Consider the following 26,112-nt stretch of genomic DNA (forward strand, 5'->3'; position numbering starts at 1 on the left):
TAAAAAATCATTTATAATGACGCAAATTTTTTTATAACTTTTGAGAGATTTATGAATGCAGTATTAATTGCGGTTGTCATTATGGTTGGGCTATCGCTGGCCCGTGTTCATGTGGTGTTAAGCCTTATTATTGGTGCTGTTATCGGTGGTTTGATGGCAGGTCTGTCTATTGCTGATACACTGACGGCTTTTCATCATGGTCTGAGTAATGGAGCACAGATTGCTTTATCTTATGCGATTTTGGGTGCATTTGCGATGGCGATTGCTCATTCTGGCGTGCCTAAGCTACTGGTAGATGCAATGACGGCACGCCTAAACCAAGCACAAGCAAGCGGTGCGATAAAGTGGACACTGTTTGCTTTGATTTTGGTGATGGCAATGTTAAGCCAAAATTTGATCCCTATTCATATCGGATTTATTCCCCTGATTATCCCATCTTTATTGCTGTTATTTAATCGCTTGCAAGTTGATAGACGATTGGTGGCGTGTATCATCACTTTTGGCTTGGTCAATACTTATATGTTCATTCCTTATGGTTTTGGTGATATTTTTTTAAATCAAATTATTTTAAAAAATATCAATGATGCAGGTATGAATACATCGGGTGTATCCATCATGCAGGTTATGGCAATTCCTGCGGCAGGAATGTTGTTTGGGGTTTTGATGGCGGTTTTTGTCAGCTACCGTAAGCCTAGAGTATATCAAAATCTATCAATCCAAACCAATCATGCACAGGATAATCATACCGATAAATCACCTGCCTATCGTTTGGTTGTGGTTTTATCGGCAATTGTGGCGGCATTCATCGTGCATTTTTATACAGATTCTTTGCTGATGGGTTCAATGGTAGGGTTTTTGATATTTATTGTATCGGGTGTGGTCAGTTGGCATGAGGCAGATGGTGTGTTTAATGACGGCATTAAAATGATGGCCATGATTGGTTTTATCATGATCAGTGCTCAGGGTTTTGCTGAAGTGATGAAGGCGACAGGGCAAATTGATATGCTCGTCTCTATGGCGATGGAAATATTTGGTGGAAGTAAAGGTGTGGCAGCATTTGTCATGCTCATGATTGGACTTATTGTAACACTTGGTATTGGTTCATCTTTTTCAACGGTACCAATTTTGGCAGCGATTTATGTGCCAATGTGCGTGGCACTTGATTTTAGCGTGCCTGCCACCATTGCACTTGTTGCCACCTCTGGCGTGTTGGGCGATGCTGGCTCACCTGCATCGGACTCAACTTTGGGTCCGACAATGGGTTTGGATATTGACGGTCAGCATGATCATATCAAAGACTCTGTCATTCCAACTTTTATTCATTATAATATTCCGTTGGTTATTTTTGGTTGGATTGCGGCGATGGTGCTGTAAGCTTGAATGCTTACATGGCAAAAAACTTGGATTGGTTGTATGATTTGGTTGTAGCTGGTGGTGATAGCAATGGTGATGAAGGTCTTAATTGAAACCAAAAACAAGAAATCAAAAAAGTTAGCTTTAAATGGACATCTTGCAAAATTACCTAACCCCACCAAAAACCAATTTAACCCCAAGAAGAAACCTTGTTAATAACTTTCGGTAGGTTAAATACTTTAAATTTGGCAAGGATGTGTTCTATTTTAATTTGTGTCTTAAATAGCAAGGTGTTATAATCTTTGGATTCTTGCACAAGTGAATGTTTGTTGGTGGCTTTGATGGGTATACTTATCAGTATGCCAAAATCAGTAGCAATTTGCTCATAGATGCGATATTCCTTAAAATACTGCAAGGTTGCTATTAACAGATTGAGCATACCAATTTTATTTAAGTTTTCTACCACCTTTTAGTGTACAGTAGCTTGTGCCTGCTCTAAACAGGCAGGCATTTCATGAAAGACAGTCTGTTCAACATCAATCAAGCGTTTAAACCAAGCGTTAAACTTTTCATCAGATAAGTGTGTGGAGATCCGTAGTTCATTGGGGTATTTTAGCATAGATTAGTTTTGCAGGGAGTCTATTGATGATTGCATATTGATTATTTTTGATAAGGATTTTTCAATACAAATTCCACAAAGGCTTTGACAATGGCAGAGCGATAACAATGAGCAGCGTATAACATAAATACTTCAAAAGTAGGGGCATCAAATTGGGGCAAAATCTCCACCAAACGCTTTTTGGCTATCCATTCATCAGCGGTAACAGCAGACATTTGTCCGATATATAAGCCTTGCACAATCATATATTCCACCGCATGGCTGTCATTGCTGGCAAATGCTATCGGCAAGGCAATTTTTGCTTTGTTCATTTGAATGACCATTTCGCTTTCGCCATTTTTTGCCCAACTGGCAATGGGATAATTTGCCAAATCGGATATGGTTTTTGGTGTGCCAAGTCGTGCCAATAAATCAGGACTTGCCACCCACTTGGTGCCAAGCGTCAATACTTTTTTGGCAATAAAATCATCGCCGTGCAAGTCGCCAATGCGAAACGCCACATCAATACCATCATTTGCCAAGTCCAAATAGCGTTCGGTCAGCGTACAATGAATGTGAATGTGGGCAAATTGCTGTTGAAATTTGCCAATCCACCAAAGCGAAGGCTCAAAAGCAGGCGGTGCTGAAATGCGTAACACGCCTTTTAAATTTTGCTCATCGTCAAGAAGCACTTGTTTGGCATTTAATAAATTGTCAATAGACAAATGCACTTCGTCATACAGTTTTTGCCCTGCCATTGTGGGTTTGACGCCTGATTTTTGGCGGTCAAACAGTTGAATTTGCAAAGATTTTTCAAGCTCACTGATTTGACGGCTGATGGTGGCAATCGGTACGCCCGTGCGTTTGGACGCCTTGGAAAGCGAGCCTGTTTGGACAATGGCGACAAATAGATGCAGGGTGTTGAGATTCATTGGTTTGACTGTTTAAACATTTGGGTTATTTTAGCAGATTTTAATTTATCCTGAAAATAACACCAACCACCCCCATATTTGCATCACCAATCACTATTTAAAATGGCTCACTTACTACAAATCAAGCATCAAATCGTTTCTTTTGCCACTAAATCCTCTGCAATCTCCTGTGCCTGCTTGAGTACAAATTCAATCGCTTCATTCTGTAAATCAGGCGGATATTTATAGGTGCGTAGAGTAATACGAATCAGCGTTCGCATTTTGGCACGCACCGAGTCTTTGTATTGCCAATCAATCGTTACCGATTTACGCAGTTTTTCGGTGATTTCTCGTGCCAATTTCAAAAGAGTTGCACCACCCATTTCTCGCACCGCACTTTCGTTGCGAGCCAGTGCATCATAAAACGCCATTTCAGCAGGACTTAATCCCAGCTCTTCCCCTCGTTTTTGGCGAGCGTCAAACTCTTTGGCAAGCGTGATGAGTTCTTCCAAAATTTCCAACACGGATAAATTGTGGTTGTGGTATTGGTTCATTGCTTCTTTGAGTCGTTGCTCAAACTCTTTTTTGGTGGCAAGATTTGCCCCGCTTTGTGTGCGCAACTCGGACGCCAGATAACGCTCCATCGCACCAATCCATAAATCTTTGGTTGGGCTGTTTTTTACCGTTTCCAAAAATTCATCAGAAAGTAGATTAATGTTTGGGCGTTCTTTGTGAAGCAGTGTAAACAAATCAACCACGCCGTCAGATTTTACTGCTTGATTCATTAAGGTTGCCAGTTGTAATAAGCGGTCATTTTCGCCTGACGCATTGCGGGGCGTATCACTGTTTTTGATAATGGTGGCACGCACCGCATCATAAAAAGCCAGTTCCTGTTTGTAAGGTTCAACCGCTTTTAATGCCCCGCAAAGGGCATAGCCTTTTTTGGCAAACCGTACCGCTTGCAAAAAAGCATTTTTGCGTGGGTTTTTGTCCTTTTTGTTTTTACTGTCATCAGGATTGACACGGTCTAGGGCTAAAATATGGTTGGCAGAGGTCAAAATCGCATTCAGCAGTTTAGCAGGTTCGCTAATTTGCAAAATTTTGCCAATATCAACCGTTTGTCCATCCACAGGTGTGGCAAATTGCCCCCGAATAATGCTGACATATTCAAGCATTTTTTCCAAAACCGTCTCAATATTGCGTACAGGTTTTTCTTTGCCACAAGCGTTGGTGTATTGCTTCATCGCTTTTTCAAGCTCATCGGTCAAGCCCACATAATCCACAATCAAGCCGCCATTGTCCGTGCTTTTGTTACGGAACACCCGATTTACCCGAGCAATCGCCTGCATCAAATTATGCCCGCTCATCGGCTTGTCAATGTACATCGTGTTACAACAAGGGGCATCAAACCCTGTAAGCCACATATCTCGCACGATGACGATTTTTAGGAGGTCGTCTGGGTCTTTAAAGCGTTTTTCTAGCGTTTTTTTGTCCTGATTGTGTTTTTGCCATTCGGCAGGGTCGCAGGCTACGCTTGTCATCACGATTTTTATCACTCCTTGCAACACATCGTCAGAATGCCAATCGGGGCGAAGTGCAATGATTTTTTCGTACAATTTCACACAAATGGCACGGCTCATCACCACGACCATCGCCTTGCCGTCTTGCTGTTTGGTACGCTCATCATAATGGGCAATGATGTCTTCCGCCATTTTTTGTAAACGGCTTTCAACACCGTGCAATTTTTCACGCAAACGAAAAGTCGGATTTTGTTCATTGTCATCAAGCAGGGCCCCAGCTTCTTTGACCACCTTATCAAAATCATGACTTTCGCCCAAGCTGATTTGGCGTGGCTCATAGATAATCGGCACGGTTGCTCCATCTTTCACCGCATCTTCAAAATCGTAAATAGACACATATTTACCAAACACTTCTTGGGTGTCTTTGTCATCAAGGGCGATTGGCGTGCCTGTAAAACCAATAAAGGACGCATTGGGCAGGGCACTGCGTAAATGCTTGGCGTAGCCCTCTCGATATTGTCCTTTGTCGTTGATTTTTTGGCTAAAACCATATTGCGAACGGTGGGCTTCATCGGTAATGACAATGATGTTTTGCCGCTCGTTCAAAATGGGGTGGGCAAGCTCATCTTCCATTAAGCCAAATTTTTGAATGGTGGTAAAAATCACACCCCCAGCCGAACGACTGGCAAGAGCAGAGCGAAGTTCATCTCGTCCGTTGGCCTGAATGGGCGTTTGTTTTAGTAAATCTTGCCCACTACAAAAAGTGGCATAAAGCTGACCGTCCAAATCGTTACGGTCGGTAACCAAAACCAAAGTCGGATTTTTTAAGGCAGCTTGGCTCAACACTTTGCCTGCATAAAACAGCATTGAAAGCGATTTACCCGACCCTTGCGTATGCCAAAACACGCCCACTTTGCGGCTGCCTGTGTGACTGCTGGCAAGTAGGGTACATTCCACCGCTTCATTGACGCCATAAAACTGATGATATTGGGCAATTTTCTTGATGGTGCGGTTTTTGTTGTCTCGTTCAAACACCACAAAATTTTGCACATAATCCAAAAGATTTTTGGGCGTCATCAAACCTTGTAACAAGCCTTCTAACTCATTTTCAAACACAATTCGTTGGCTTTTGTTTTTCTCATCCACCACACGCCAAGGGGTAAAACGCTCAAAATCAGCCGTCAGCGAACCAATGCGAGCCACAATGCCATCTGAAATCACAAGTGCCTGATTAAATACAAACAGCTCGGCAATTTCTTCTTTGTAGGTTTGCAGTTGGGCGTACGCTTTACCAATATCGGCATTTTCTTTAAGTGGATTTTTGAGCTCAAAGACCACAAGGGGCAAACCATTGACAAAGCCAATCACATCAGGAATACGCTTGCCCTTTTTGCCTTGAATGTCAAGCTGATTGACAATGCGAAAATCATTGTGGGCTGGCACCCCAAAATCCACCAAACGCACCACGTCAAATTTTTGCTCGCCTTGTGCCTGATAACGATACGGTACACCATTTCTTAGCCATTCATAAGCTTGGCGGTTACGCTCGGCAAGGTCGCCACTCTCACTACGGCAGACCATCGCCACCACATTTTCCACCTCGGCAGCAGGCAAATTGGGGTTTAATTTTGCAATGGCGGCTGCCAACAAGGGCTTTAAAATCACCTCGCCTGTCCGCTCTCGCCATTCATTTTGGCAGCCCAAAAGAATGGTTTTGCCGTAGGTATAATCCCAGCCCAAAGATTGCATTATGGCAATGGCGGATTGTTCAATGGTGTTTTCGTTGATGCCTAGCATTTTTTTGCTCCGATAGTCTTGACTATGCAAGTTTGCATTGTTATAATAGCACTTGATACAACCGCACTCCCTGTCATTTGACACAGTGCGGTTTTTATTTGTCTAAATCTTGGCTTGGTTGCCACAAATTCCAATTTTTATAATCATCAATCAGACCAAAAACCTTTAAATTAATTTTTGAGCTGTGATGTTTTGGAAATTCGCCTATTAATGACAAAAATCTTTGTCCCCATTGGGATTTAGGGCATAATACTTTTAATATTTTTTGCATTACACAAAAATAGAAAAATGGTCGGCTGTTATCTAATTTATCCCAAAAAGATTCTTTTATTTTTGATGATTTTATGGTGATACGACTGTTCCATAGGCGGTCGTGGTGGGCACAAATATTGCGTATTTCATTTAAACTTTTTAGCCATTTTGCAAATTCTTTGCCATTATTTAAACCGTATTTTTGGGATATTTTATCTCTATCTTTGCGTGTCAAGCCTGAATAAACTTTTGACATTGCCCCAAAATCCCACAAATTACACACCACCCAAATTGGTAAATCGCCATATTTGTTTTGATTGTGCAAAACAAAGGGCGTGCTTTTATTTTTGGCTCTTTGAACCAATTCATCGGTATATTCTAGCCATTTTTGATAATTGTTATTTTTGATGAATTGACCATCAAAATATTGTGAATCTCGATGAGCAAGCGGGTCTTTTTCGCCCAATAAATGAGCAATATCCACTTTTATGGCGGTTTCAATGCGTTCTAGGGCATCAAGAGCCAATAAGCGTAACTTTTTATCAAACAGATACAAGGATAAAACATCTTCAAAATGGCTGTTTGGCATAAATGTATCAAGCAATAAATTGTTGTGGCTGTCCCATTGACGAAATGGGTGCAGGTAGCCACTGAATCGATAATAGCCAATACGGCTTAAATAGTTTTCTAGGCGTGCTCGATTGGCAAATAATAAACCTCTTTGTTTTAAGATATCGGCTTGTTCTTCAAAAGTTTTCCACGATTTTATCGGTGTAAGCATAAAAAATTAAATCCTTATTTTGGGTATTGCTAAATTTGCATGTCTTTTATTTATAACTCAATCTCTTTTGGGTTTAATGTGGCAATGGCGGATTGTTCGATGATGTTTTCGTTGATGTTTAGCACTGTGGGTTCTCCGCTGTATCTAGGGTGTTTTGTAATTTCTCTTTAAAAGCGATGACCAAAGAATGATTATTTAGGTTATTTGATATTAGCTCAATGATTTCAGATAGCGATTTTGTATCATATTGATGAGTACCAATATAACCACAGCGAATAAGAGCCTCCAATTCTTGCTTTCCAATATAATGTTTATTTATATTTTCATAGGAAAGTAGTCCACCACCTCTTTTTCCACGACAAATAGGTAAGTCTTTAATCATTTTAAAATGTTCTAGAGAAATATTAAAAGATATTATATTTCCATTTGATGATTGATTTTTAATAAACCTAAGAAAAAATGGGTGATTATTTAATCTAAAGTCATCAATATTTGAAGATGGTGAGTTGTTAATTGTGTTTACTACGCTATCCATTCGCTCAATTTCATCATAAAGCTGTTGGTCAAATCTATAAATCCATTTGTTACTTTCTTTTTTTAAAATTTTATATTGAAGCATTACGATGTTTTTATGAGTATCATTAATATAAATAAGGTCTACCCCTAAAACTCTTTCCAGCGGCAATTTGTTTGCTGTGTAAATGGTTAATTTTTCATTACTGTTTTCAAATGTGATTTTTCCAGTAGGGTAACAACTTTTCACCAATTCTTCTCTATCTTCATTGAATTCATAATTGATGACATTATCTTCTAACAAATAAGAAAAACTACTGATTTCAGTTTCTTTTGTATCATTAATTTCAATGCTTGTTATATTTCTATTATCCATTCCTGATATAGAAATAGCTAGGTTTATAGCATCAGCCTGCATTATGCTATTATTTATTTCTTTATTGGGAATTATATAATTTTCCAAGAATTCAAAATAATCATCTGCAAAAATTCTCAATAGATGTTCACTTAGCTTTTGAGATAGTTTTACATAGTCATTCTGAGTATAATTTTCTAGCTTGGTTATATAATTTTTCTCCAAATTTTCTTTAAGAATATCGGTATTTTTCCATTTTGTTTTCTTCAGATGATGTAATACTATTCTGGTGTCAATAGAACTGACTGGCTGTTTGCTTTTTACAAGTGCAAGCCATAGGCAATCGTTAGATTGTATTAGAACTAAAGATGATTTTTTGAAAACCTCACTTTGAGATTTTCTGATGGTAAATGAAAAAATATCCTTTAAGGAATAATTTTCCATCTCTACATCTAATAATCTAACAAAGCAAATAGGCTTGCCTTTTATGATGTGTTTGATATTGTCAAAATTACACAAAATCCATTTCTCCACTTAATAATTTAGGCAATAACTCATCTCTGATTTTAGCTAAGTTATTATTCTGAATAATGTTCTCTCTTAGTTTATTAAAAATACCTTCAATATATTCATTAAAGTGCTTAAAAACTAGGTCTGATGGTTCTAAAATTTCCATCTCTTTTATCATTTTTGAATTGACTGCTGTTGCGATTGATGACGTACTTCCTAGATTATTAAAATCAAAATTTTTCAAATAACAATATAAAAATTCTGAGCTGAGTTTTGATGGGCTAGGAATTTTAAAATGAGCAATAGCTTCATTGGTAGTTGTTTCTTTTGTTGTGATTGAAACTCTACCAACGGTTAATTTAAAACTCAAAATTACAGTATTTTCAGGAATTCTCTTAACATTAAATTTATCTACGGCTTCAACTTTTAAGTATTCGCTACTTTCCGTGATAAACATTCCTTGATTTCCCATATCTTTAATAGAAATCCATTCTATGTCATTTGCATTATTAGAAAACCATTCAGTCTCTTTTCTTGGTGGAGTTTTTCCAATACCAACTTCAAATAGATTGTCTGCTTGATTGAATTTCCAACCAATAGGCAATCCTTCATCTCCAAACTCACTTGGAAACGCATCGGCGATTTCCCATAGTTGTTGGTATTCGGTTTGGCTTAGGTCTTCAATCGCTTTGCCTGAAATGACTGCCATTGCCGATAAATTCGCTTCTCGCTCACTTTTGCCTTCGCTTAGGGCTTGGGCTTTGGCTCGTACAGGGTCAAAATCCACAAACCAACTTTTAAAAATCGCCTGAGCAATGGCTTCTAGGGTTTGGTTGGTTTGGGTGTTGAGTTGGATTTTGTCGTCAAATGATTTCAAAATATCGGAAACTTTTTTTCTAATATTTTTATCAGGAAAATCAAATTCAAATTCTGCTAATGCTTGCCAAGAAACACGCTGTCTGCCAGATGTACCTTCCATTCTTGATTTTGCATAGTTTCTAAATGCTGGTAAGCGACAAAAATAATACAAATAATCTTCGTCAAACTCAGGTTCTTTGGCTGAAAGAACGATAAATTCAGTTGAACCGTGAGCAATTTCATTGTGTTGAAGTCCTGCTACTTTGGCTGTTTTTCCATTTTCCAAGCAGGGTGTAATTCGGGCAAATAAAATATCTCCATTTTTGAATTTACTTCCACTGCCTGAAAATTCTTTTTGTGCGATATTCTCAATGTCTCGTGCATTTGTTGGTAGCGAAGCCATTTCAACAAAAGAAGTTATTTTTCCTTTTTTCAATGCTCGGGTTGGATTTAATTCCGCAATTTCATCTAATCTAGTTTGTGTATCACTCATCTTAAAACCCCAATTCCTTTAAATTTGCCAAAATCTGTTCTTCCAATACTCGCCCTTGTTTAAATTGTTCATTTAAACAAGCGGTCAATTCTTGCATTTTTTCGCTAAACGGTACGCCGTCATCTTCTTCGGTTACCGCTCCCACATATCGCCCAGCCGTTAGCACAAAGTCATTTTTGGCGATTTCGTCTAGTGTTGCCGAATAACAAAACGCAGGGATATTTTCGTAGCCTTGTTCTTGTTGCCCTTTTTGCCAGTTGTGGTAGGTGGTGGCGATTTTGGCGATGTCATCAGGAGTAAAATCACGCAGTACTCGGTCTTTCATATAGCCGATTTGGGTGGCGTTGATAAACAACACTTCGCCTTTACGAGCTTTGGCTTTATTGATAATCCAAATACAGGCAGGGATTTGCGTGTTGGTAAATAGCTGATTGGGTAGGGCAATCATCGCTTCGACTAGGTCGGCTGTTATGATGTTTTTGCGGATTTCGCCTTCGCCTGAGGTTTGGCTACTCATTGAGCCGTTGGCAAGTAGGAGTGCCATTTTGCCTTTTGGCGAAAGGTGGTAAATCATATGCTGCAACCACGCAAAGTTGGCGTTGCCTTGTGGGGGCGTGCCGTATGCCCAGCGTGGGTCGCCTGCCAAACTTTCGCTCCACCATTCCTTCATATTAAAAGGGGGATTTGCCATCACAAAATCCATTTTTTTGTCAATGTGCAAAGGATTGATGAGTGTGTCTTCGGGTTTGTCGCCAAAATCAAAGGGAATGCCCCGAATTGCCATATTCATCACGGCAAGTTTTCTGGTGGTGGGGTTGGACTCTTGCCCATACACCGAAATGGCGTTGCGGTTGCCTTGATGAGCTTGAATAAAGCGGTCGGTTTGCACAAAAAATCCGCCACTGCCCATCGCAGGGTCATACACTCGCCCTGAATAGGGTTCGAGCATCTCCACAATCAGCGTAACGATGGATTTGGGCGTGAAATATTGACCGCCTTTTTTGCCTTCGGCTAGGGCAAATTGCCCCAAGAAATATTCATAAACATGACCCAAAATGTCTTTGGCTTGCAGATGCACAGGTTCGCCATTGTGCATTGGGCGGGTAAAGTCGGTGCGAGAGAAAAGGTCAATCAAGCCACGAAGCATTTCATCAGGCACGCCAAAGCCTGCAATGCGTTGGAGCACGCCTTGTAGTTTGGGGTTTTCTTGTTCGATGGCTTCAAAGGCATCATCAAGCAAAATGCTGACATTTTTGAATTTGCCACCCCAAGGCAATTCATCGCCTGCGTTTAGTTTGCTGTTGTCTTTGATGTTTTCCCAGCGTGCTTGTTGTGGCACATAAAAGATATTTTCGGCGGTGTAATAATCCCGCTCTTCAAGTTCATCGTTTAAAATTTGCTGATATTCGGCTTCATCAAATAAGGCTGGGTCAAGATAGGTTTCGCTGTCAGGATTGGTAAGATTGACGGCGTGTTTTTGGCGAAAGTCGTTGAAACTGTCGGAGATGTATTTTAAAAAGATAAAACCAAGCACAATGTGTTTGTAGTTGGCGGCGTCTAGGTTTTTACGCAGGGTGTCGGCGGCTCTCCAAAGGTCTTGGTCAAGTTTGTTTAAAAAGTCTTGGTTGATGGCGTGAGCGTTTGGCATAATAAATATCCTATTTTAATGATGGGATTAGTATACCCTACAGAATAAAAAAGGGCTACCGTTTTTTGGTTCGTGGCGTGCCTGCCGAACCACAATGCAGACCTACCTGCAAGCATAGTTTAAGGCGAACGGTTTTGTAGGAAAATTCAAATTTATTGGCTGCAAATGCCATAAGGACAAAAGGCATTTGGTGCGTATTTGGGCGACAATCAAAGCCATTGGCAAGACTATAATAGTGCAGCATTATTAGAAGAATATCACGCCCCAAATAGGCAGTATTTTTATTTTCCAAAAATGAAAACCAAATTTCCAAAAACCGCCATTCAATTCCCAATTTTAAAATTTTATAATACGCTCATTGTAATCAATTCAATGAGCGTAATATGATGAAAACAATCCTAAAATCAACAGCCCTTGCGTTGGCATTATCTTTATCTTTTGGTTCTGTGGCAGTTGCCAAAACGCCCGAACCGCTTGTTAAGGTCAGTCTATCAAAATCGCTTGTGCAAACAATCAAAACCCAAGACGGCTTTTCACTTGCCCCTGACAGTCAAATGGGCGTGCGTGAATTTGTGGAAAAAGTCGTGCCGATTTTGCAGGAGCGGGGGATTTATCATACCGATTATGAAGGCGATACGCTAAGGGAGCATTTGGGCGTGCCGTATCAGTATGGATTGAAAGGTTAAGGGAAAAAGAGAAAACACCGTTTCAGGAAAGGCAAGCGGTGTTTTTTGATTGGAATTTTGCAAAATGGGTTTTCAGGCTGGCTGAAAACTTTGAGAAATGAGCCGTTGCCCAATCTGTCAATTTGCTTGCCGTAGGGGGCTATGACTACCCACGACACGGAGCAAAAGTGCATCCCGTGCCTGTCCTGCCACTTGACAGGCTTTAGGCAAATCCGCCAAATTAAAAAAAGTGCCTTTTGAAGTACCGCCACGCATATAAGTGGCTGGGATTGGGGTTTGCATTTTGATTATTCCTTTAATTGCAATAAACTTCCTGAAAAGTGCGTATTTCCAACCAATGAATTTTATTATTGATATAAGCAAATAAATGAGTAGCTAGTTTTGAGTTTAATCTTTCTTCTTCATTATGAAAAGTATCATTTTGAGAATCAGACATTCTTGCTCTATCTATTTCATCAGAATTGGGTAGATAATAAACAATCAAAAAATGTTTAGAGTGACTTTCATTTGGAATATCACAAATAAATTCACTATACTTCCTAGAATACAATTCTCTTAAAATAAAGTCTGTGTTAACTATTTTATCTGCCATTTCATCTGATATGAGTGATACGCTATCTGATTTTTTAATAATACTCTTTTTCTCAGAGCGAATAATATCTAAACTCTTTATTTTCTCAATAGAGTCATCTCTTGTATTTTTCTGGGCTAATAAATCTGAAAATTCTACACATAAAAATATAGACCTTTCATTTGGAATATAAAAATAATCACAAGTTTTAACTTTTTGGTTGCTTTCGGGGTTTCGGATATTGCAATGGGTTCTAATACCGTCAAATTTTCCCTTACAATCATCAACACGACAAGCACTAACACCCAAAACTATGGAACAACCTTTAATTTCGTGTTCCATAGGTTCTAAAAAATCATTCCAAGATTTCAACTCACTCATTTTATGGCAACCTTTGTTTTAGCAAATCAACATAAGGTTTGCCTAAGTCAGCCTTAGCATCTCTAATATCTTGCAAAATACCTTTTGATTCAAAGGTTGTACCATTTTTTGCCAAGCGGTTTAGGGCAAATAACTTTTCAATAGAATCTTGGTCTCTATAGTTTTCCACAATATCCTGTAGGCGTAAAACCATATCAAGGCTATGGCTTGCCACCATAACATTTACACCAGCCAAGCTTAAATCCACCAAAATTTCAAGCATTAAATGTTGCCATTCAGTATGCAAGTTTAACTCAGGTTCATCAATGAATAAAAAACTGCCTTTTGTTAAAATATTCTTTTTTAATAAAAGTGCAATAATACCCAAATTAGAAATACCTGATGATACTAGATTAAATGGAATTTCTGTATCTGGATACTCAGAATCATAAAATACAATGTTATTCCTGCTATCTATAGATAATTGACCATTAATTCCATTATCTATTTTTTGAATAATGTTAATGATTTTATCAGGAATTTTTTCAGCAATGTAATCATTTGAAAGCATTTTATCTGTATCATAAAAATACTTCGGTACTTGATTTAAAACATTCCTTCTGCTGAATCCTAAATTTTGAAATCTTGACTCTTGTAAGGTATTTCTCAATTTTAAATATATTGGAGATTCTAAATAAACAACATTATGAAACGCTTGTAAATCTGATATGATTGAATGCTCTAATTCCCACATCAAATCATCATTTCTAATAGAAATTACGCTTTCATCAATAGAAATATTGCTTTCATTGGAAAGAAACTTTAATTTGGATAGAGAATTAACTTGAAAATTACCTAAAAAAGACAGCCTTAGTTCTCTATCCAATTCATCAGCATAAAATCTGTCCCAAGATTCAGTGGATAGATTTAACTGAGAAAGATTATAGTCTAATTCATCAAGGTATTCTTGAACAGACTGGAATTTAGTGCCTTTACCTGCCTGTAAAGAGCTTTTTAATTCATCAACTTTTTGAATTAATTCTTGTATTTGTGGCTGAAAACTGCGTAGAATATCCCTTTCTTGAAAGATGCTTACAGATTCAAATTTTTCTCCTATATATCTCTTTAAGGCAAAAAAATCTTGCTCCAAGTCAACCAATAACTCAGCATCTTTTTGGGTGATTCTTATTAAATTATGACCAATTTTATCAATAGTCTTTATGATAAAATCAATGTTTTGTACAAGAAATTTAGCCATTAAATCTTGATTTAATGTATAGAAAATGCTGTACAAAGCCCTAGTGATAAAACTTTTACCACTAGAGTTGTGTCCAGTAATCATTGTAAAGGGACGCATACGAATGTGAGCGTCTTTAACTTTACCGAAATTTTGAAAATGGATTTCTTTACTTATCATACGGAACTTGGTCTCTTATGGCATAAAAAGCCTTTATTCACTTCAATGATTTAAAGGATTTTTAAAGTTATAGATATTTTAGCATTCCATATTATCAAAATATTGTAAAAAATCAAGTTTTTTATGCAAATTTTGATGATTTTATGCTAAAAATCTCCCCGCAAACTCCCTAAGCACACCACCTGCCTTATAAGTTCTCACATCGCTATCACTATCTAGGCGACATAACACAGGCACGGTTTGGGTCTCGCCATTTTTGCGTTCAATGACAAGTTCTAATTCACAGCGAGCCGAAATTTCCCCCTTGTACCGCATAAATTTCCGTACCGTCCAATTTAAGCGTATGGCGATTTTGACCGTTTATAAATTGCAATGGCAACACGCCCATTCCCACAAGGTTGGTGCGGTGAATGCGTTCAAAGCCTTCTGCGACAATCACTTTTACACAAGAGAGCTCTGATGACAAGCGGTGTTTTTTATTAGAAATAAGTTTTCAGGCTACCTGAAAACCTATCTTTTCATTTTTAAAAACCACCTTTCCAAAAACCGCCATTCAATTCCCAATTTTAAAATTTTATAATACGCTCATTGTAATCAATTCAATGAGCGTAATATGATGAAAACAATCCTAAAATCAACAGCCCTTGCGTTGGCATTGTCTTTGTCTTTTGGTTCTGTGGCAGTTGCCAAAACGCCCGAACCGCTTGTTAAGGTCAGTCTATCAAAATCGCTTGTGCAAACAATCAAAACCCAAGACGGCTTTTCGCTTGCCCCTGACAGTCAAATGGGCGTGCGTGAATTTGTGGAAAAAGTCGTGCCGATTTTGCAGGAGCGGGGGATTTATCATCTTGATTATGAAGGCGATACGCTAAGGGAGCATTTGGGCGTGCCGTATCAGTATGGATTGAAAGGTTAAGGGAAAGAGAGAAAACACCGTTTCAGGAAAGGCAAGCGGTGTTTTTTGATTGGAATTTTGAAAAATAAACTTTCAGGCAGCCTGAAAAATATTCCGCTATTCTTTTTCTTTAATACCTTGAATAATCTGACACTTATCAACCGTTTTATTTTCACAACCCACAAATTGCATTAAAAAAGTTTTAACTTGTTGTAGTTCTGTGATTTGTTCGTCCAAATATGCCAAATGTTGTTCGGCAAGTGCATTGATTTCATTGCATTGTTTGTTAGGCGTTTGTTGTAATTGCAACAGCGTTTTGATGTCATTTAAAGAAAAACCGATATTGCGACAGGCTTTAATAAAGCGTAATTGAGCAAGGGTTTGTTCGTCAAACACACGATAGCCATTTTGTTGATGTGTGGGGGCGATTAAGCCTTGTTTTTCATAATAACGAATGGTTTCCAAATGCACGCCTGTTTGTTCACTGGCTTGTTTTATTTTAAAAAATTTTGACATTTTGGCTTGACCCTGTAATGACTACGGAGTTTATAGTATAGCAAATTTCATCTTAAAACAGGAGCAAAAAATGGCGTGCCAAAATTGTTGCACTTCAAATCAGCCCATTCATCAATCGCCCAAGTACAAAAAAGCCTTGTGGATTGTCTTGATATTAAATTTATCAATGTTTTTTGTGGAAATTGTGATGGGGGTTAAATCGGGTTCAACTTCGCTATTGTCGGACAGTTTGGATTTCTTGGGCGACAGTGCCAATTATTTGATAAGTTTGATTGTTTTGCCAATGGCGTTAAGTTACCGAGCCAAAGCATCTATGGTTAAGGGGCTAACGATGGGCGGTTTTGGTTTATTTATTTTAATGACGACCATTTATCGTGTGTTTTATGGGGAAATGCCCAGTTATTCTGAAATGAGCATTGTGGGATTTTTGGCGTTATTGGTCAATGTGTCGGCATTGTTGATATTATTAAAATTTCGTGATGGCGACAGCAATGTTCGCAGTGTGTGGGTGTGTTCCCGAAACGATGCGATTGGTAATGTGGCGGTAATTTTGGCGGGTATGGCAGTTTATTTTTTTCAATCAAAATATCCTGATTTAATTGTGGCGTTTGTTTTGGCATTTTTGGCATTACAAGCCAGTCAAGAAATCATAAAAAGGGCTTGGGCGGAATTAAAAGTCAGTTAATTTAAAACACCGTTTGGATTGATGTTCAAGCGGTGTTTTTATTTTTAAATTTTGCAAAATAACTTTCAGGCAGCCTGAAAAACCTACACCCCTTTATTTTCCAGCGATTTTCGGTTTATCCACCACACCAGCGACAACATCACAGGCACTTCAACCAACACGCCCACCACCGTTGCCAATGCCGCCCCTGAATTTAAACCAAATAAAGCAATCGCCACCGCCACCGCCAATTCAAAAAAATTGCTCGTGCCGATTAAGCAAGCAGGGGCGGAAATGGCGTGGGGCAATTTAAGCCATTTTGCCCAAATCGCACTCAAAGCAAAAATGCCGTAAGTCTGCACCAATAAAGGAATGGCAATCAGCAGGATAATCATCGGCTTATCCACAATGGTTTGTGCCTGAAACGCAAACAACAGCACCACCGTCAATAACAATCCCAAAATAGACAAAGGCTTAAAACGCTGGCTGAATTGGCGGATTTTGTGTTCATCTTGCAAAGATTTGCGAGTGGCAAACCCCACAAGCAAAGGCAACACCAAATACAGCAACACACTAAAAAACAGCGTGTCCCACGGGATTGTGATGTCGTTCATACCCAAAAGTAGCCCTGCAATCGGAGCAAAGGCAAAAATCATAATCACATCATTTAAAGACACTTGCACCAGCGTGTAATTGGGGTCGCCTTTGACCAGTTGAGACCAAACAAAAACCATTGCCGTACAAGGTGCAACCCCAAGCAAAATCATACCTGCAATGTACTCGCTTGCCGATTGTTCATCTACCCAGTCAGCAAAAAACACCTTAAAAAACAACCAGCCCACAAGTGCCATCGTAAAAGGCTTAATCAACCAATTCACCGTTACAGTCAGCCACAGCCCTTTGGGATTGTGGCGGATATTTTTAATGGCAAGCCAGTCAATTTGTATCATCATCGGATAAATCATCAGCCAAATCAGCACCGCAATCGGCAAATTGATTTGAGCCACCTGCATTGTGGCAATCCATTGAAAATAAGGCGTAAACCAAATGCCCAGCCCCACGCCAAGCAAAATCGCCAAACCCACCCACACACTCAAAAATCGTTCAAAAATGCCCATTTTATGCCCCTTGTACGCTGATGATTTCGCCATCTTCTTTGACAAAATCACTGTGCAATGCCACAGGTGAAATACTCAAAAACACTTCACTTGGACGGCACAAACGCACGCCTTTTTCGGTGATGACAATCGGGCGGTTGATTAAAATGGGGGCGGTTAGCATTGCCTTGATGATGTCGTTATCGCTCACCTCGTTGTCCAAATTAAATTGTTGATATTCAGGCACATTACTTCGCAAAAGCTCTCTGGGCGTGATGTTCATTTGCTCAATCAATTGGCGTAATGTGCGTTCATCGGGCGGGGTGTCCAGATAATGAATAATGGTCGGCTCAATGCCCAAATGGCGAATCAAAGCCAGCGTGTTGCGAGAAGTACCGCATTTGGGATTGTGATAAATGCTGATTGGGTGCATAGTATGTTCCTTATTTCAAGAGTTATCGAAATGAATGCTCAAAAAAATTTGCTAAAACGATTGGCAAAATTTTTCGCAATCGCCACCGCTTGCGTTTTCACAACAGCGATGCAATAAAAATTCAATCAAGCCGTTCATCATCGCCAAATTGGCGAAATAACGGACAAATTTTCCCTGCTGTTCACTGTAAACAAGGTTGGCGTTTGCCAAAGTTTTTAAGTGAAACGACAGATTATTGGGGGCAAGATTGAGCTGTTTTGCCAAATCGCCCGCCACCATACCACGCCCCCCTTCGGCGGTTAGGGCTTGGAAAATGGCAAGGCGTGTGGGCGAAGCAAGACTTTCAAACAGTTTGCTGGCGTGTTCGGTGTTCATATTCATAGGCGGTTAGTATAGCAGGGCGTGCTTTTCATTTCAATAGATATTGAAATGATGTTTGTGTGTTCAGGCAGCCTGAAAAATAACATTTCCAAAAATGAAAATCAACTTTCCAAAAATCGCCATTCCATTGCCAATTATAAAATTTTATAATACCCCCATTCCATTTATTTTAAAGAGAAAATTTTATGAACCGCATTAGCCAAATCTTAAACATCAAACACCCCATTGTCCAAGCCCCAATGTCGTGGCTGACGGACGCACATTTGGTGGCAAGCGTGGCGGACGCAGGCGGACTGGGCTTTTTAGCCCCACACGCAGGGCAGACGACCAACCCAAGCTCCAATCAAGAAGTTTTAGAGCGTATGCGTAACGAAATCCGTAAGGTCAAAGCCTTGACCGATAAGCCCTTTGGCGTGCCGTTTATGCTGTCTTATGATTTGTCGCTCATTCCCTTAATGGTGGATTTGCTGATTGACGAGAGTGTGCCTGTGGTACTGGACAACGGCTGGCTTGACCCTGCCATTTACGCCAAACTCAAAACTGCGGGCATCAAAATCATCTGCCGTCTGCCCAATCCCAATTTGACCGATGCCCTAAAAGCCCAAAAACTTGGGGCGGATATTTTGGTTTTGACAGGCTTTGACGAAGGCGGAACTTTGCCGATGAAAGAAGTGGGCAGTTTTAGCGTTTTGGCAGAGTTTGTCGGCAAGGTGGATTTGCCCATAATGCTTGCAGGGGGCATTGGCGACAAAAAAGCGGTGCAAGCAAGTTTGGCACTAGGGGCAGAAGGCGTGTGGGTTGGTACAGCGTTTATCGCCACAACCGAGTGCCGCAGCCATAAAAAGGTTAAAGAATGGATAGTGAATGCAACCGCCAATGATTTGTTATTGTTTCGCACCGAGCCGTATTATTACCGCTCATTGCCAACCACACTTGCCCAAAAGTGCTTTGAACTTAGTGAAAATGGGGCAAGTCGTAGCGAGATTGCAGTCGTTATGAACGCAGGCACGGGAATGCGTTTGGGTATGCTAGAAGGCGATTTTGACAAAGGCTATGTGTCGGTGGGTACAGGCATATCACAAATTGACAAAATCAAAAGCGTAAAAGAATTGATTGATGAATTGATGAATTGATTTTTAAATAAAGAAACACCGTTTGCACATTGCAGGCGGTGTTTTTTCTTGACTTTCCCCCAAAACCGCCTATAATAAGTCCAAATTTTTAAACTTTTAATCTAAATAATGAACGAACAAGCCCACGCAATGCAGTTAATGAAAGACTGCATTCCCATTTTTACCGTGCTTTCGGATGAAAACCGCCATTTGATTTTGAAATTATTGCTGGAAAATGGGGCGATGCGGGTCAATGACATTACCGAAAATCTGCATTTGTCTCGCCCTGCGGTGTCGCACCATTTGAAAATTATGCTTTCTGCCAATGCCGTCAGCGTAGAACAAATCGGCAAAGAACGCTTTTACAGTTTGGCGATGAAAGATGAAATTGAAAAAATGGGCGAATTGGTGGAATTGATGAAAAAATATTGTCCGAGTAATCCAAAATAGGGTTTTAGGTATCCTGAAAATAAATTGGTGGTTGGATTTTTGATTATTTTGTTGTGCAATATCTATTTTAGAAACATTTAAATATATTGGAGTTTCAATATGACTATTGAATTTAAAAATATTGGTAAGCGTATTACCAATCAAATTAGAGATTTCTTATTTGAAAATAAATTATCATTTTATCCCGATGAAGAATTAATCATTGATGATATTAGGGTCGAAAAAAATGACAATAGTAAGGTTTATGAATGCTATTTAAATGGTGTTTTAGTGGCTTTTATTATATTGGAATATTTTGAGAACGATGATGAAAGTGTGTATGAAATATCTTTTGGAAAGTTTGATAAAAATTTTGATTTTTCAATAATATTAAATCAGTTCATTCAAAGTTATGATGAAAAATTAAAAATTTTTGCAGTTGTGGAGAGCCAAAACTTAGCTAGAAAAAGAATATACAATATTTTGGAGCAAGCAGGATTTATTTATAGCTATGATATTTGTGCTGGAAATGAAAGGGTTTTTATTCCCAAAAAATAAATTTGTGTACTAAATTTAACAATAGACTTCCTGCAAAACTAGGATTTTAAGTTTTGCAAGAAATTTAATGTACATAACCCCCCCCCTTTTTTTTTCTTTTCAGACAGCCTGAAAATTCTTGACTTTACCCAAAAATCGCTTATGATATGTTTAAATTTTTAAACATATCAACTTAAAAGAGACCTTTTATGCTATTCCAATCTTTCGCTTTCCCAAACGGCACGACCGCCAAAAACCGCTTTTTCAAATCGGCAATGGAAGAACAGCTCGCCACAGACAATCAGCCGACCCAAGCACTTGTCAATTTGTACCGCACTTGGGCACTGGGCGTGGGGGTTGGCGTGCTGTTGTCGGCACTGTTTTTTGCTGACAAAATCGGGCGGTATTTGCGTGTGCAGTCATCGCCTGCGGGCGAGCTTATGGTATATGATGTGACAGGGCAAGTGTTTTTTGCCAATGCCAATAGCTTTGTGGCAAGTTTTGGTTTTGACCAAACACTCAAAACGGTCAAAATTGATGTGTCAAACGCCCATTTTTGGGACATTTCGGCGGTGAATGCTTTGGATAAAGTGGTGGCAAACTACCAACGCTTGGGGGTTGTCGTGCAAGTGGTGGGCTTAAGCAAAGCCAGTCAAACGCTGATAGATAACTTTGGCAACAAAGACCCAGCGGTTTTTTAGTCTTTTGGTTTTTGTGCTACTGTTTATTAGCTTCATTTTTTTGCTCCATTGTTTAAGCAAAAGTCGTTGATTTTTCATACAAAACCCCTACAAAAGCGTTAACTTTTTGTGTTATTCTAGCCCTTTTTAAATTAGGATTTATTATGTTAAAACCCACTTTTAAAACCATTGCTCTTAACACCTTGGCGTTTGGTACGCTTTTGATGACAGCTTGCACCAATGCTGGGGTTCACTCCCAAGTGTATTCGCCAGTGGCTAGCACTAGCCCAACATTTAGCCCAACGACAAAATCGGCGGTGCAAGTACGCACGCTTACCCAAGGCAATGGGTCATATATCACGCCAAACGATGAGATTGAAATGCGGTTTCGCTCATACTTGCCAGACGGTACACCGCTTGACGGCACGATGAACAATGTGCCTGTTATTCTTTCCGTGTCGCAAATGTTTGGCGGATTGCAACAAGCGCTCACGCAAATGCAAGCAGGGGGCAAATACAGCGTGCATATCCCTGCCAATGTGGGATTTAGCGAAGAAGGCAAAGCTCACAAACAAGCGGTGAATTATGAGATTGAAATTTTAAGGGTGAATCCTTAATAAAGGCTTAAATTAATATTAAATTAACATTAGCCATTGGTTGTAAGAACTGTGTCATCATTGCTTTTTTGGGGTTATTTTTAAAATATTTTTTAAAAAACCTGAAACAAAAAATCCTTAAATTAAGATGCTTATTTAAGGATTAAATGATATTTAAGGATTTAATTATTGGTGTTGATTTAGCAGTTATTGACCGATAAAATTTATGAACAATATATCGGTCAATAATGGGTCTAAGTTAATCGCTAGGGCAAATAATTAACTACTCTGTTTTAATTTCACAACTTTTGCAAGTGCTAATCCCTAGTAGCCGATAGAGTGGACAAAATTTAATCAGCCCTGTAACCAAGGCAATCACGCCTAAATACCCCCACCAGCCAATCACACCAGTGATTGCAAGCCCAATAAGCACAATTCCCAGTACGATACGCACCGCACGGTCAATTTGATTGGTATTGGCTTTCATCATATCCCCCTAGATTAAAATAAATTAAAATGGATTTGGGTCAATTTAGCCCATATCTTATGCCTTGTCAAGTGTTATTTGATGATTTGGTGGCAGTGATTAAATAAAAGCAACATAACAAGACGATTGGGCATATGGTATGGAATACAACAACATAAGACAGTTGGGCGATTAAAAATCAAGTCCATATCATCCTATATCAAGATAGTTTATACAATTAAACACTCATAAATAATGGGTCAATAAACATTGGACATCTTGCAAAATTACCTAACCCACCAAAAACCAATTTAACCCCAAGAAGAAACCTTGTTAATAACTTTCGGTAGGTTAAATACTTTATACTTTAAATTTGGCAAGGATGTGTTCTATTTTAATTTGTGTCTTAAATAGCAAGGTGTTATAATCTTTTACGGTAAAAAATTGTCTTTATTTGTTTTGGTGTGTTTTTGGTCTAGATGTGAAGTTGTGTTATAATTAAATCCCTAAAAGGCGGTGCGTATGAATGTTGTCAATGATGCTAAAAAAATCATCAAGTTGAACAAGTCAGATGAGTCAAACAAGGGCAGTATGAATGCCAGCCAATTGTCAGGCAAACAAGGCAATGAAAGCTTTGTTTCTTTGTCGGTAGAGCCGATGCTTGTTGATGACAAAGAAGATGCCAGCCATCAAATCATCGAGCAGGGCAATAAAAAATTAGAGGTAGTGGTACCTGTCATGCCTTTGGTATGATTTACTAAAAATAAGTGCAGGGCATGGATTTGCAAAATGTGTTAATCAACAAAATGATAACATTGCAAGTGTGTTAAAATCATCAATAAACTGTGAGTAAAGCATGAGCGATAGTCAGGGCTGGTTCGGCCGTATGAAACAAGGACTTTCTAAGTCTAGTAAAAATTTAACCGAAGGGCTGATGAATGTTCTTGTCGGTGGTAAAGAGATTGATGATGAGTTGCTTGAAGAGGTTGAAGATCAGTTGCTTGTGGCGGATATTGGTGTAGATGCGACCAATCGTATCATTGAGAATCTGACCGAGCAGACGGCTCGTGGCGACTTGATTTATTCGCATTCTTTATACAAGGCCTTAAAAAAGGAACTGGTAGAGATTTTGGCGCCAAAAGTACAGCCGTTAAATATTGATACCACTAAAAAGCCGTTTGTCATTTTGATGGTGGGTGTGAACGGTGTTGGCAAAACCACGACAATCGGCAAACTTGCTAAACGACTAAGAAATGAAGGTAAGTCCGTCATGCTTGCTGCGGGCGATACTTTTCGTGCAGCAGCGACGGAGCAATTGCAAATTTGGGGTGAACGCAATGACATTCCTGTGGTGGCACAGGGGCATGGCTCGGATAGTGCATCGGTCATATTTGATGCCATGCAATCGGCCAAAGCACGGGGCATTGATGTGCTAATAGCAGATACAGCAGGGCGTCTGCAGAATAAAACACACTTGATGAATGAGCTTGAAAAAGTTGTGCGTGTCATGAAAAAAGCTGATGAAAATGCACCGCATGAAACGATGATTGTTCTAGATGCTGGCACAGGGCAAAATGCCATCAATCAAGTACAAATATTTTCTGAGGTTGTACCCCTGTCTGGCATCAGTATTACCAAACTTGATGGTACTGCCAAAGGTGGCGTGGTGTTTAATGTTGCTCAAAATACCAATATACCAATTCGCTACATTGGTGTGGGCGAGGGGGTTGATGATTTGCAAGCCTTTGATCCACATGAGTTTGTTGAGGCACTATTTGATGAAGAAAAATAACATAAAAAATACTGCAACGATGTTGCGGTATTTTTTATGTTTTATGATAGACTTTGTTGGCTTTAAAAATTATTTAAAGTGTGGAAAGTAAAGCATGGGTTATCTTTGGCCTAAATATAATTTAAATAAAACTTTATAACAATGATCAGTACGCACTATACACCACCTTTTAATTTACCCATGATCAGCTTAACCATAAAAGATGCTAAATTGATTGCACTTGATTGGCATCATGATAAAACCGCACGATTATTTGTCAAGCTTAATCAACAGGCAATATTTATCAGGCCAGAAGAATTAAGCCCAGATGGTTTAACTTGGGACGATGGTCGAAATAATAATCAAGCCATTGCTATTAAAGTGATGAGTCAGCTTGATGAGTATTTTATTGGTAAGCGTAGGGAGTTTGATATTCCACTTGATTTGTCTTATGGTACTCCGTTTCAGCAGATGGTATGGCACGGCCTGCTTGATATTACTTATGGTCATACTATTAGCTATGCTAAACTTGCTAAAAATATCGGCAAACCTAATGCTTTTCGTGCCTGTGCAAATGCCAATGGAAAAAATCCCATTAGTATCATTGTGCCATGCCATCGTGTGATTGCGTCCAGTGGTGGACTGGGTGGCTATACAGGTGGTACACACATTAAGACAATTTTATTAGATTTAGAGAGTCAAAGCTGAAAGTCAAACCCAAAAAGTTACCCCAAAAAACAATTTAAAAAAGTGTTTTTTTTTAAAGCCAATAATATAACAAAAAATTTATCATTTGGCGGTTAAAAAGATGTCTTGGGCTATTTAACTGTGTTATAATGAAACGATTTTTTTATTGTTTGATTATTGGTGGGGTTTTCATGTCATATGCACTATTTCGTCCGTTCTTATTCAATATGGAGCCAGAGCGTGCACATGAATTTACCCTAAATATGCTTGAAAAGGCACATAAGGCTCACCTGCTGGGTTTTAGTCATGCCAGACAGTCTTTACCGACAACTTGCATGGGCATTCATTTATTTAACCCCGTGGGTCTGGCGGCAGGTCTTGATAAAAATGGCTCGCATATTGATGCACTTAGTGAACTTGGCTTTGGCTTCTTGGAGATTGGCACAGTAACGCCACGCCCACAACTTGGCAATGACAAACCAAGGCTGTTTCGCATTCCGCAAGCAGGTGCAATCATCAATCGTATGGGCTTTAATAATGATGGTGTGGATAATATGATTGCCAATATTGAGCGAGCCAAGTATCAAGGTGTGCTTGGTATCAATATTGGTAAAAATGCCATCACCCCTGTAGAAAATGCACTTGAAGATTATGTATATTGCTTGGAGCGAGTGTATCCATACGCCAGCTATATTACAATTAACATATCAAGCCCAAACACCAAAAATTTACGCAGTTTGCAAAGTGCTGACGCATTGTCAGCATTGCTTGAAGGTATTAAGACTTGTCATACTCGCCTTGCTAATAGTTATGGATTTTATGTGCCTATTGCTCTAAAAATTGCCCCAGATTTGGAAGAATCTCAAATTGATGATATTGCAAATGCTGTGGTTCAGTTTGATATTGATGGCTTGGTTGCTACCAATACGACTTTGTCTCGTGTGGGTGTGGAAGATTATCCTAATGCTGATGAGGCGGGTGGTCTTTCTGGTCGTCCCGTCAGTCATACCAGCACACAAATTTTATCCATGTTTAATGACCGTTTGATGGGCAAGGTGGATTTAATTGGTGTGGGCGGTATTGATGAGGGTGAACTTGCTGTTAAAAAATACAAAGTGGGTGCAAAAGCGGTACAACTTTACTCAGGGCTTGTTTACAAGGGCCCTGCACTCATCACTGACTGCGTGCAGGCCATTGCAGAGCATCAAGAGCGTCTGTAAGCAAT

General features: G+C 39.3%; 29 protein-coding genes and 2 pseudogenes. 13 read left to right on the forward strand and 18 right to left on the reverse strand.

Going from position 1 to position 26,112, the window contains the following annotated elements; translation table 11 throughout:
- Window positions 1-51 precede the first annotated feature (51 nt).
- Entirely contained in the window at window positions 52-1,374 is a 1,323-nt protein-coding gene (locus R0123_RS00870; protein ID WP_323842759.1) for a Na+/H+ antiporter family protein, read from the forward strand.
- Between the two features lie 169 nt (window positions 1,375-1,543).
- Here the strand turns inward: R0123_RS00870 and R0123_RS00875 are convergent, their stop codons facing one another.
- The 9 genes from R0123_RS00875 to R0123_RS00915 all read right to left on the reverse strand — a co-directional run bounded on the left by R0123_RS00875 (window position 1,544) and on the right by R0123_RS00915 (window position 11,881).
- Window positions 1,544-1,792 (reverse strand): hypothetical protein, encoded by a 249-nt coding sequence (locus R0123_RS00875; protein WP_323842760.1) that lies wholly within the window; start codon window positions 1,790-1,792, stop codon window positions 1,544-1,546.
- 30 nt (window positions 1,793-1,822) lie between these two features.
- A complete protein-coding gene (locus R0123_RS00880; RefSeq protein ID WP_323842761.1) occupies window positions 1,823-1,972 on the reverse strand; it encodes a hypothetical protein in 150 nt (49 codons plus the stop codon).
- Between the two features lie 41 nt (window positions 1,973-2,013).
- Window positions 2,014-2,883 carry a LysR family transcriptional regulator gene (locus tag R0123_RS00885; RefSeq protein WP_323842762.1) on the reverse strand — a complete coding sequence of 290 codons (870 nt, stop codon included), beginning with the start codon at window positions 2,881-2,883 and terminating at the stop codon, window positions 2,014-2,016.
- Window positions 2,884-3,011: 128 nt separating this feature from the next.
- A complete protein-coding gene (locus R0123_RS00890; RefSeq protein ID WP_416381687.1) occupies window positions 3,012-6,170 on the reverse strand; it encodes a type I restriction endonuclease subunit R in 3,159 nt (1,052 codons plus the stop codon).
- A gap of 103 nt (window positions 6,171-6,273) precedes the next feature.
- Window positions 6,274-7,212, reverse strand: a complete 939-nt coding sequence (locus R0123_RS00895) for an Abi family protein (protein ID WP_323842764.1) — start codon at window positions 7,210-7,212, stop codon at window positions 6,274-6,276.
- Between the two features lie 118 nt (window positions 7,213-7,330).
- On the reverse strand, window positions 7,331-8,524 hold the full coding sequence (locus tag R0123_RS00900; RefSeq protein WP_323842765.1) for a hypothetical protein: 1,194 nt from the start codon (window positions 8,522-8,524) through the stop codon (window positions 7,331-7,333).
- 67 nt (window positions 8,525-8,591) lie between these two features.
- A complete protein-coding gene (locus R0123_RS00905; protein WP_323842766.1) occupies window positions 8,592-9,941 on the reverse strand; it encodes a restriction endonuclease subunit S in 1,350 nt (449 codons plus the stop codon).
- Window position 9,942: 1 nt separating this feature from the next.
- Entirely contained in the window at window positions 9,943-11,589 is a 1,647-nt protein-coding gene (locus R0123_RS00910; protein ID WP_323842767.1) for a class I SAM-dependent DNA methyltransferase, read from the reverse strand.
- Between the two features lie 55 nt (window positions 11,590-11,644).
- Complete coding sequence (locus R0123_RS00915) at window positions 11,645-11,881, reverse strand: hypothetical protein (RefSeq protein ID WP_323842768.1); 237 nt, start codon at window positions 11,879-11,881, stop codon at window positions 11,645-11,647.
- Between the two features lie 91 nt (window positions 11,882-11,972).
- Between R0123_RS00915 and R0123_RS00920 the strand changes: the two genes are divergently transcribed.
- Window positions 11,973-12,275, forward strand: a complete 303-nt coding sequence (locus R0123_RS00920; RefSeq protein WP_323842769.1) for a hypothetical protein — start codon at window positions 11,973-11,975, stop codon at window positions 12,273-12,275.
- Between the two features lie 98 nt (window positions 12,276-12,373).
- On the opposite strand, the pseudogene R0123_RS00925 reads toward R0123_RS00920, so the two are convergent.
- The 4 genes and pseudogenes from R0123_RS00925 to R0123_RS00940 form a co-directional block, all read right to left on the reverse strand.
- A pseudogene (locus R0123_RS00925) lies at window positions 12,374-12,557 on the reverse strand (PrpF domain-containing protein); the annotation flags it as partial.
- 13 nt (window positions 12,558-12,570) lie between these two features.
- Window positions 12,571-13,227, reverse strand: coding sequence for a hypothetical protein (locus R0123_RS00930; protein ID WP_323842770.1), 657 nt, complete (start codon window positions 13,225-13,227; stop codon window positions 12,571-12,573).
- Window position 13,228: 1 nt separating this feature from the next.
- Entirely contained in the window at window positions 13,229-14,623 is a 1,395-nt protein-coding gene (locus R0123_RS00935; protein ID WP_323842771.1) for an AAA family ATPase, read from the reverse strand.
- 141 nt (window positions 14,624-14,764) lie between these two features.
- A pseudogene (locus R0123_RS00940) lies at window positions 14,765-15,077 on the reverse strand (Fe/S-dependent 2-methylisocitrate dehydratase AcnD); the annotation flags it as partial.
- A 159-nt stretch (window positions 15,078-15,236) separates the two neighbouring features.
- Here R0123_RS00940 and R0123_RS00945 point away from each other — a divergent pair.
- Window positions 15,237-15,539, forward strand: a complete 303-nt coding sequence (locus R0123_RS00945) for a hypothetical protein (RefSeq protein WP_323842772.1) — start codon at window positions 15,237-15,239, stop codon at window positions 15,537-15,539.
- 96 nt (window positions 15,540-15,635) lie between these two features.
- On the opposite strand, the gene R0123_RS00950 is transcribed toward R0123_RS00945, so the two are convergent.
- The gene (locus R0123_RS00950; protein WP_323842773.1) at window positions 15,636-16,034 is read right to left on the reverse strand and encodes a Cd(II)/Pb(II)-responsive transcriptional regulator; all 399 of its coding nucleotides are present in this window, start codon (window positions 16,032-16,034) and stop codon (window positions 15,636-15,638) included.
- Window positions 16,035-16,104: 70 nt separating this feature from the next.
- On the opposite strand from R0123_RS00950, the gene R0123_RS00955 reads away from it, so the two are divergent.
- Entirely contained in the window at window positions 16,105-16,719 is a 615-nt protein-coding gene (locus R0123_RS00955; protein ID WP_249101697.1) for a cation diffusion facilitator family transporter, read from the forward strand.
- A gap of 83 nt (window positions 16,720-16,802) precedes the next feature.
- Here R0123_RS00955 and arsB read toward each other — a convergent pair whose 3' ends face one another.
- From arsB to R0123_RS00970, 3 genes are read right to left on the reverse strand one after another with little or no spacing between them, the layout of a single operon-like run.
- A complete protein-coding gene (arsB, locus tag R0123_RS00960) occupies window positions 16,803-17,816 on the reverse strand; it encodes an ACR3 family arsenite efflux transporter (RefSeq protein WP_323842774.1) in 1,014 nt (337 codons plus the stop codon).
- Window position 17,817: 1 nt separating this feature from the next.
- Window positions 17,818-18,228: an arsenate reductase (glutaredoxin) gene (gene arsC / locus R0123_RS00965; protein WP_249101726.1), complete on the reverse strand. Its 411-nt coding sequence runs from the start codon at window positions 18,226-18,228 to the stop codon at window positions 17,818-17,820.
- Window positions 18,229-18,279: 51 nt separating this feature from the next.
- A complete protein-coding gene (locus R0123_RS00970; protein WP_249101772.1) occupies window positions 18,280-18,609 on the reverse strand; it encodes an ArsR/SmtB family transcription factor in 330 nt (109 codons plus the stop codon).
- Between the two features lie 185 nt (window positions 18,610-18,794).
- Between R0123_RS00970 and R0123_RS00975 the strand changes: the two genes are divergently transcribed.
- The 5 genes from R0123_RS00975 (at window position 18,795) to R0123_RS00995 (ending at window position 21,984) form a co-directional block, all read left to right on the forward strand.
- On the forward strand, window positions 18,795-19,742 hold the full coding sequence (locus R0123_RS00975) for a nitronate monooxygenase (RefSeq protein ID WP_323842775.1): 948 nt from the start codon (window positions 18,795-18,797) through the stop codon (window positions 19,740-19,742).
- Between the two features lie 108 nt (window positions 19,743-19,850).
- Window positions 19,851-20,171 carry a metalloregulator ArsR/SmtB family transcription factor gene (locus tag R0123_RS00980; RefSeq protein WP_323842776.1) on the forward strand — a complete coding sequence of 107 codons (321 nt, stop codon included), beginning with the start codon at window positions 19,851-19,853 and terminating at the stop codon, window positions 20,169-20,171.
- 99 nt (window positions 20,172-20,270) lie between these two features.
- A complete protein-coding gene (locus R0123_RS00985) occupies window positions 20,271-20,708 on the forward strand; it encodes a hypothetical protein (protein WP_323842777.1) in 438 nt (145 codons plus the stop codon).
- Window positions 20,709-20,896: 188 nt separating this feature from the next.
- Window positions 20,897-21,388, forward strand: coding sequence for an STAS domain-containing protein (locus R0123_RS00990; protein ID WP_323842778.1), 492 nt, complete (start codon window positions 20,897-20,899; stop codon window positions 21,386-21,388).
- Window positions 21,389-21,531: 143 nt separating this feature from the next.
- Window positions 21,532-21,984 carry an FKBP-type peptidyl-prolyl cis-trans isomerase gene (locus tag R0123_RS00995; protein ID WP_323842779.1) on the forward strand — a complete coding sequence of 151 codons (453 nt, stop codon included), beginning with the start codon at window positions 21,532-21,534 and terminating at the stop codon, window positions 21,982-21,984.
- 262 nt (window positions 21,985-22,246) lie between these two features.
- Here the strand turns inward: R0123_RS00995 and R0123_RS01000 are convergent, their stop codons facing one another.
- Window positions 22,247-22,450: a DUF2892 domain-containing protein gene (locus R0123_RS01000; RefSeq protein ID WP_323842780.1), complete on the reverse strand. Its 204-nt coding sequence runs from the start codon at window positions 22,448-22,450 to the stop codon at window positions 22,247-22,249.
- A 501-nt stretch (window positions 22,451-22,951) separates the two neighbouring features.
- On the opposite strand from R0123_RS01000, the gene R0123_RS01005 reads away from it, so the two are divergent.
- The 4 genes from R0123_RS01005 (at window position 22,952) to R0123_RS01020 (ending at window position 26,107) form a co-directional block, all read left to right on the forward strand.
- Window positions 22,952-23,182: a hypothetical protein gene (locus R0123_RS01005; protein WP_323841404.1), complete on the forward strand. Its 231-nt coding sequence runs from the start codon at window positions 22,952-22,954 to the stop codon at window positions 23,180-23,182.
- A gap of 103 nt (window positions 23,183-23,285) precedes the next feature.
- On the forward strand, window positions 23,286-24,221 hold the full coding sequence (gene ftsY, locus R0123_RS01010; protein ID WP_323841405.1) for a signal recognition particle-docking protein FtsY: 936 nt from the start codon (window positions 23,286-23,288) through the stop codon (window positions 24,219-24,221).
- Between the two features lie 141 nt (window positions 24,222-24,362).
- Window positions 24,363-24,908, forward strand: a complete 546-nt coding sequence (locus tag R0123_RS01015; protein WP_323842781.1) for a methylated-DNA--[protein]-cysteine S-methyltransferase — start codon at window positions 24,363-24,365, stop codon at window positions 24,906-24,908.
- A gap of 170 nt (window positions 24,909-25,078) precedes the next feature.
- The gene (locus R0123_RS01020) at window positions 25,079-26,107 is read left to right on the forward strand and encodes a quinone-dependent dihydroorotate dehydrogenase (RefSeq protein ID WP_323841407.1); all 1,029 of its coding nucleotides are present in this window, start codon (window positions 25,079-25,081) and stop codon (window positions 26,105-26,107) included.
- Window positions 26,108-26,112 lie beyond the last annotated feature (5 nt).

The sequence above is a fragment of the Moraxella sp. Pampa genome (genome assembly GCF_035181385.1).
Classification (GTDB): Bacteria; Pseudomonadota; Gammaproteobacteria; order Pseudomonadales; family Moraxellaceae; genus Moraxella.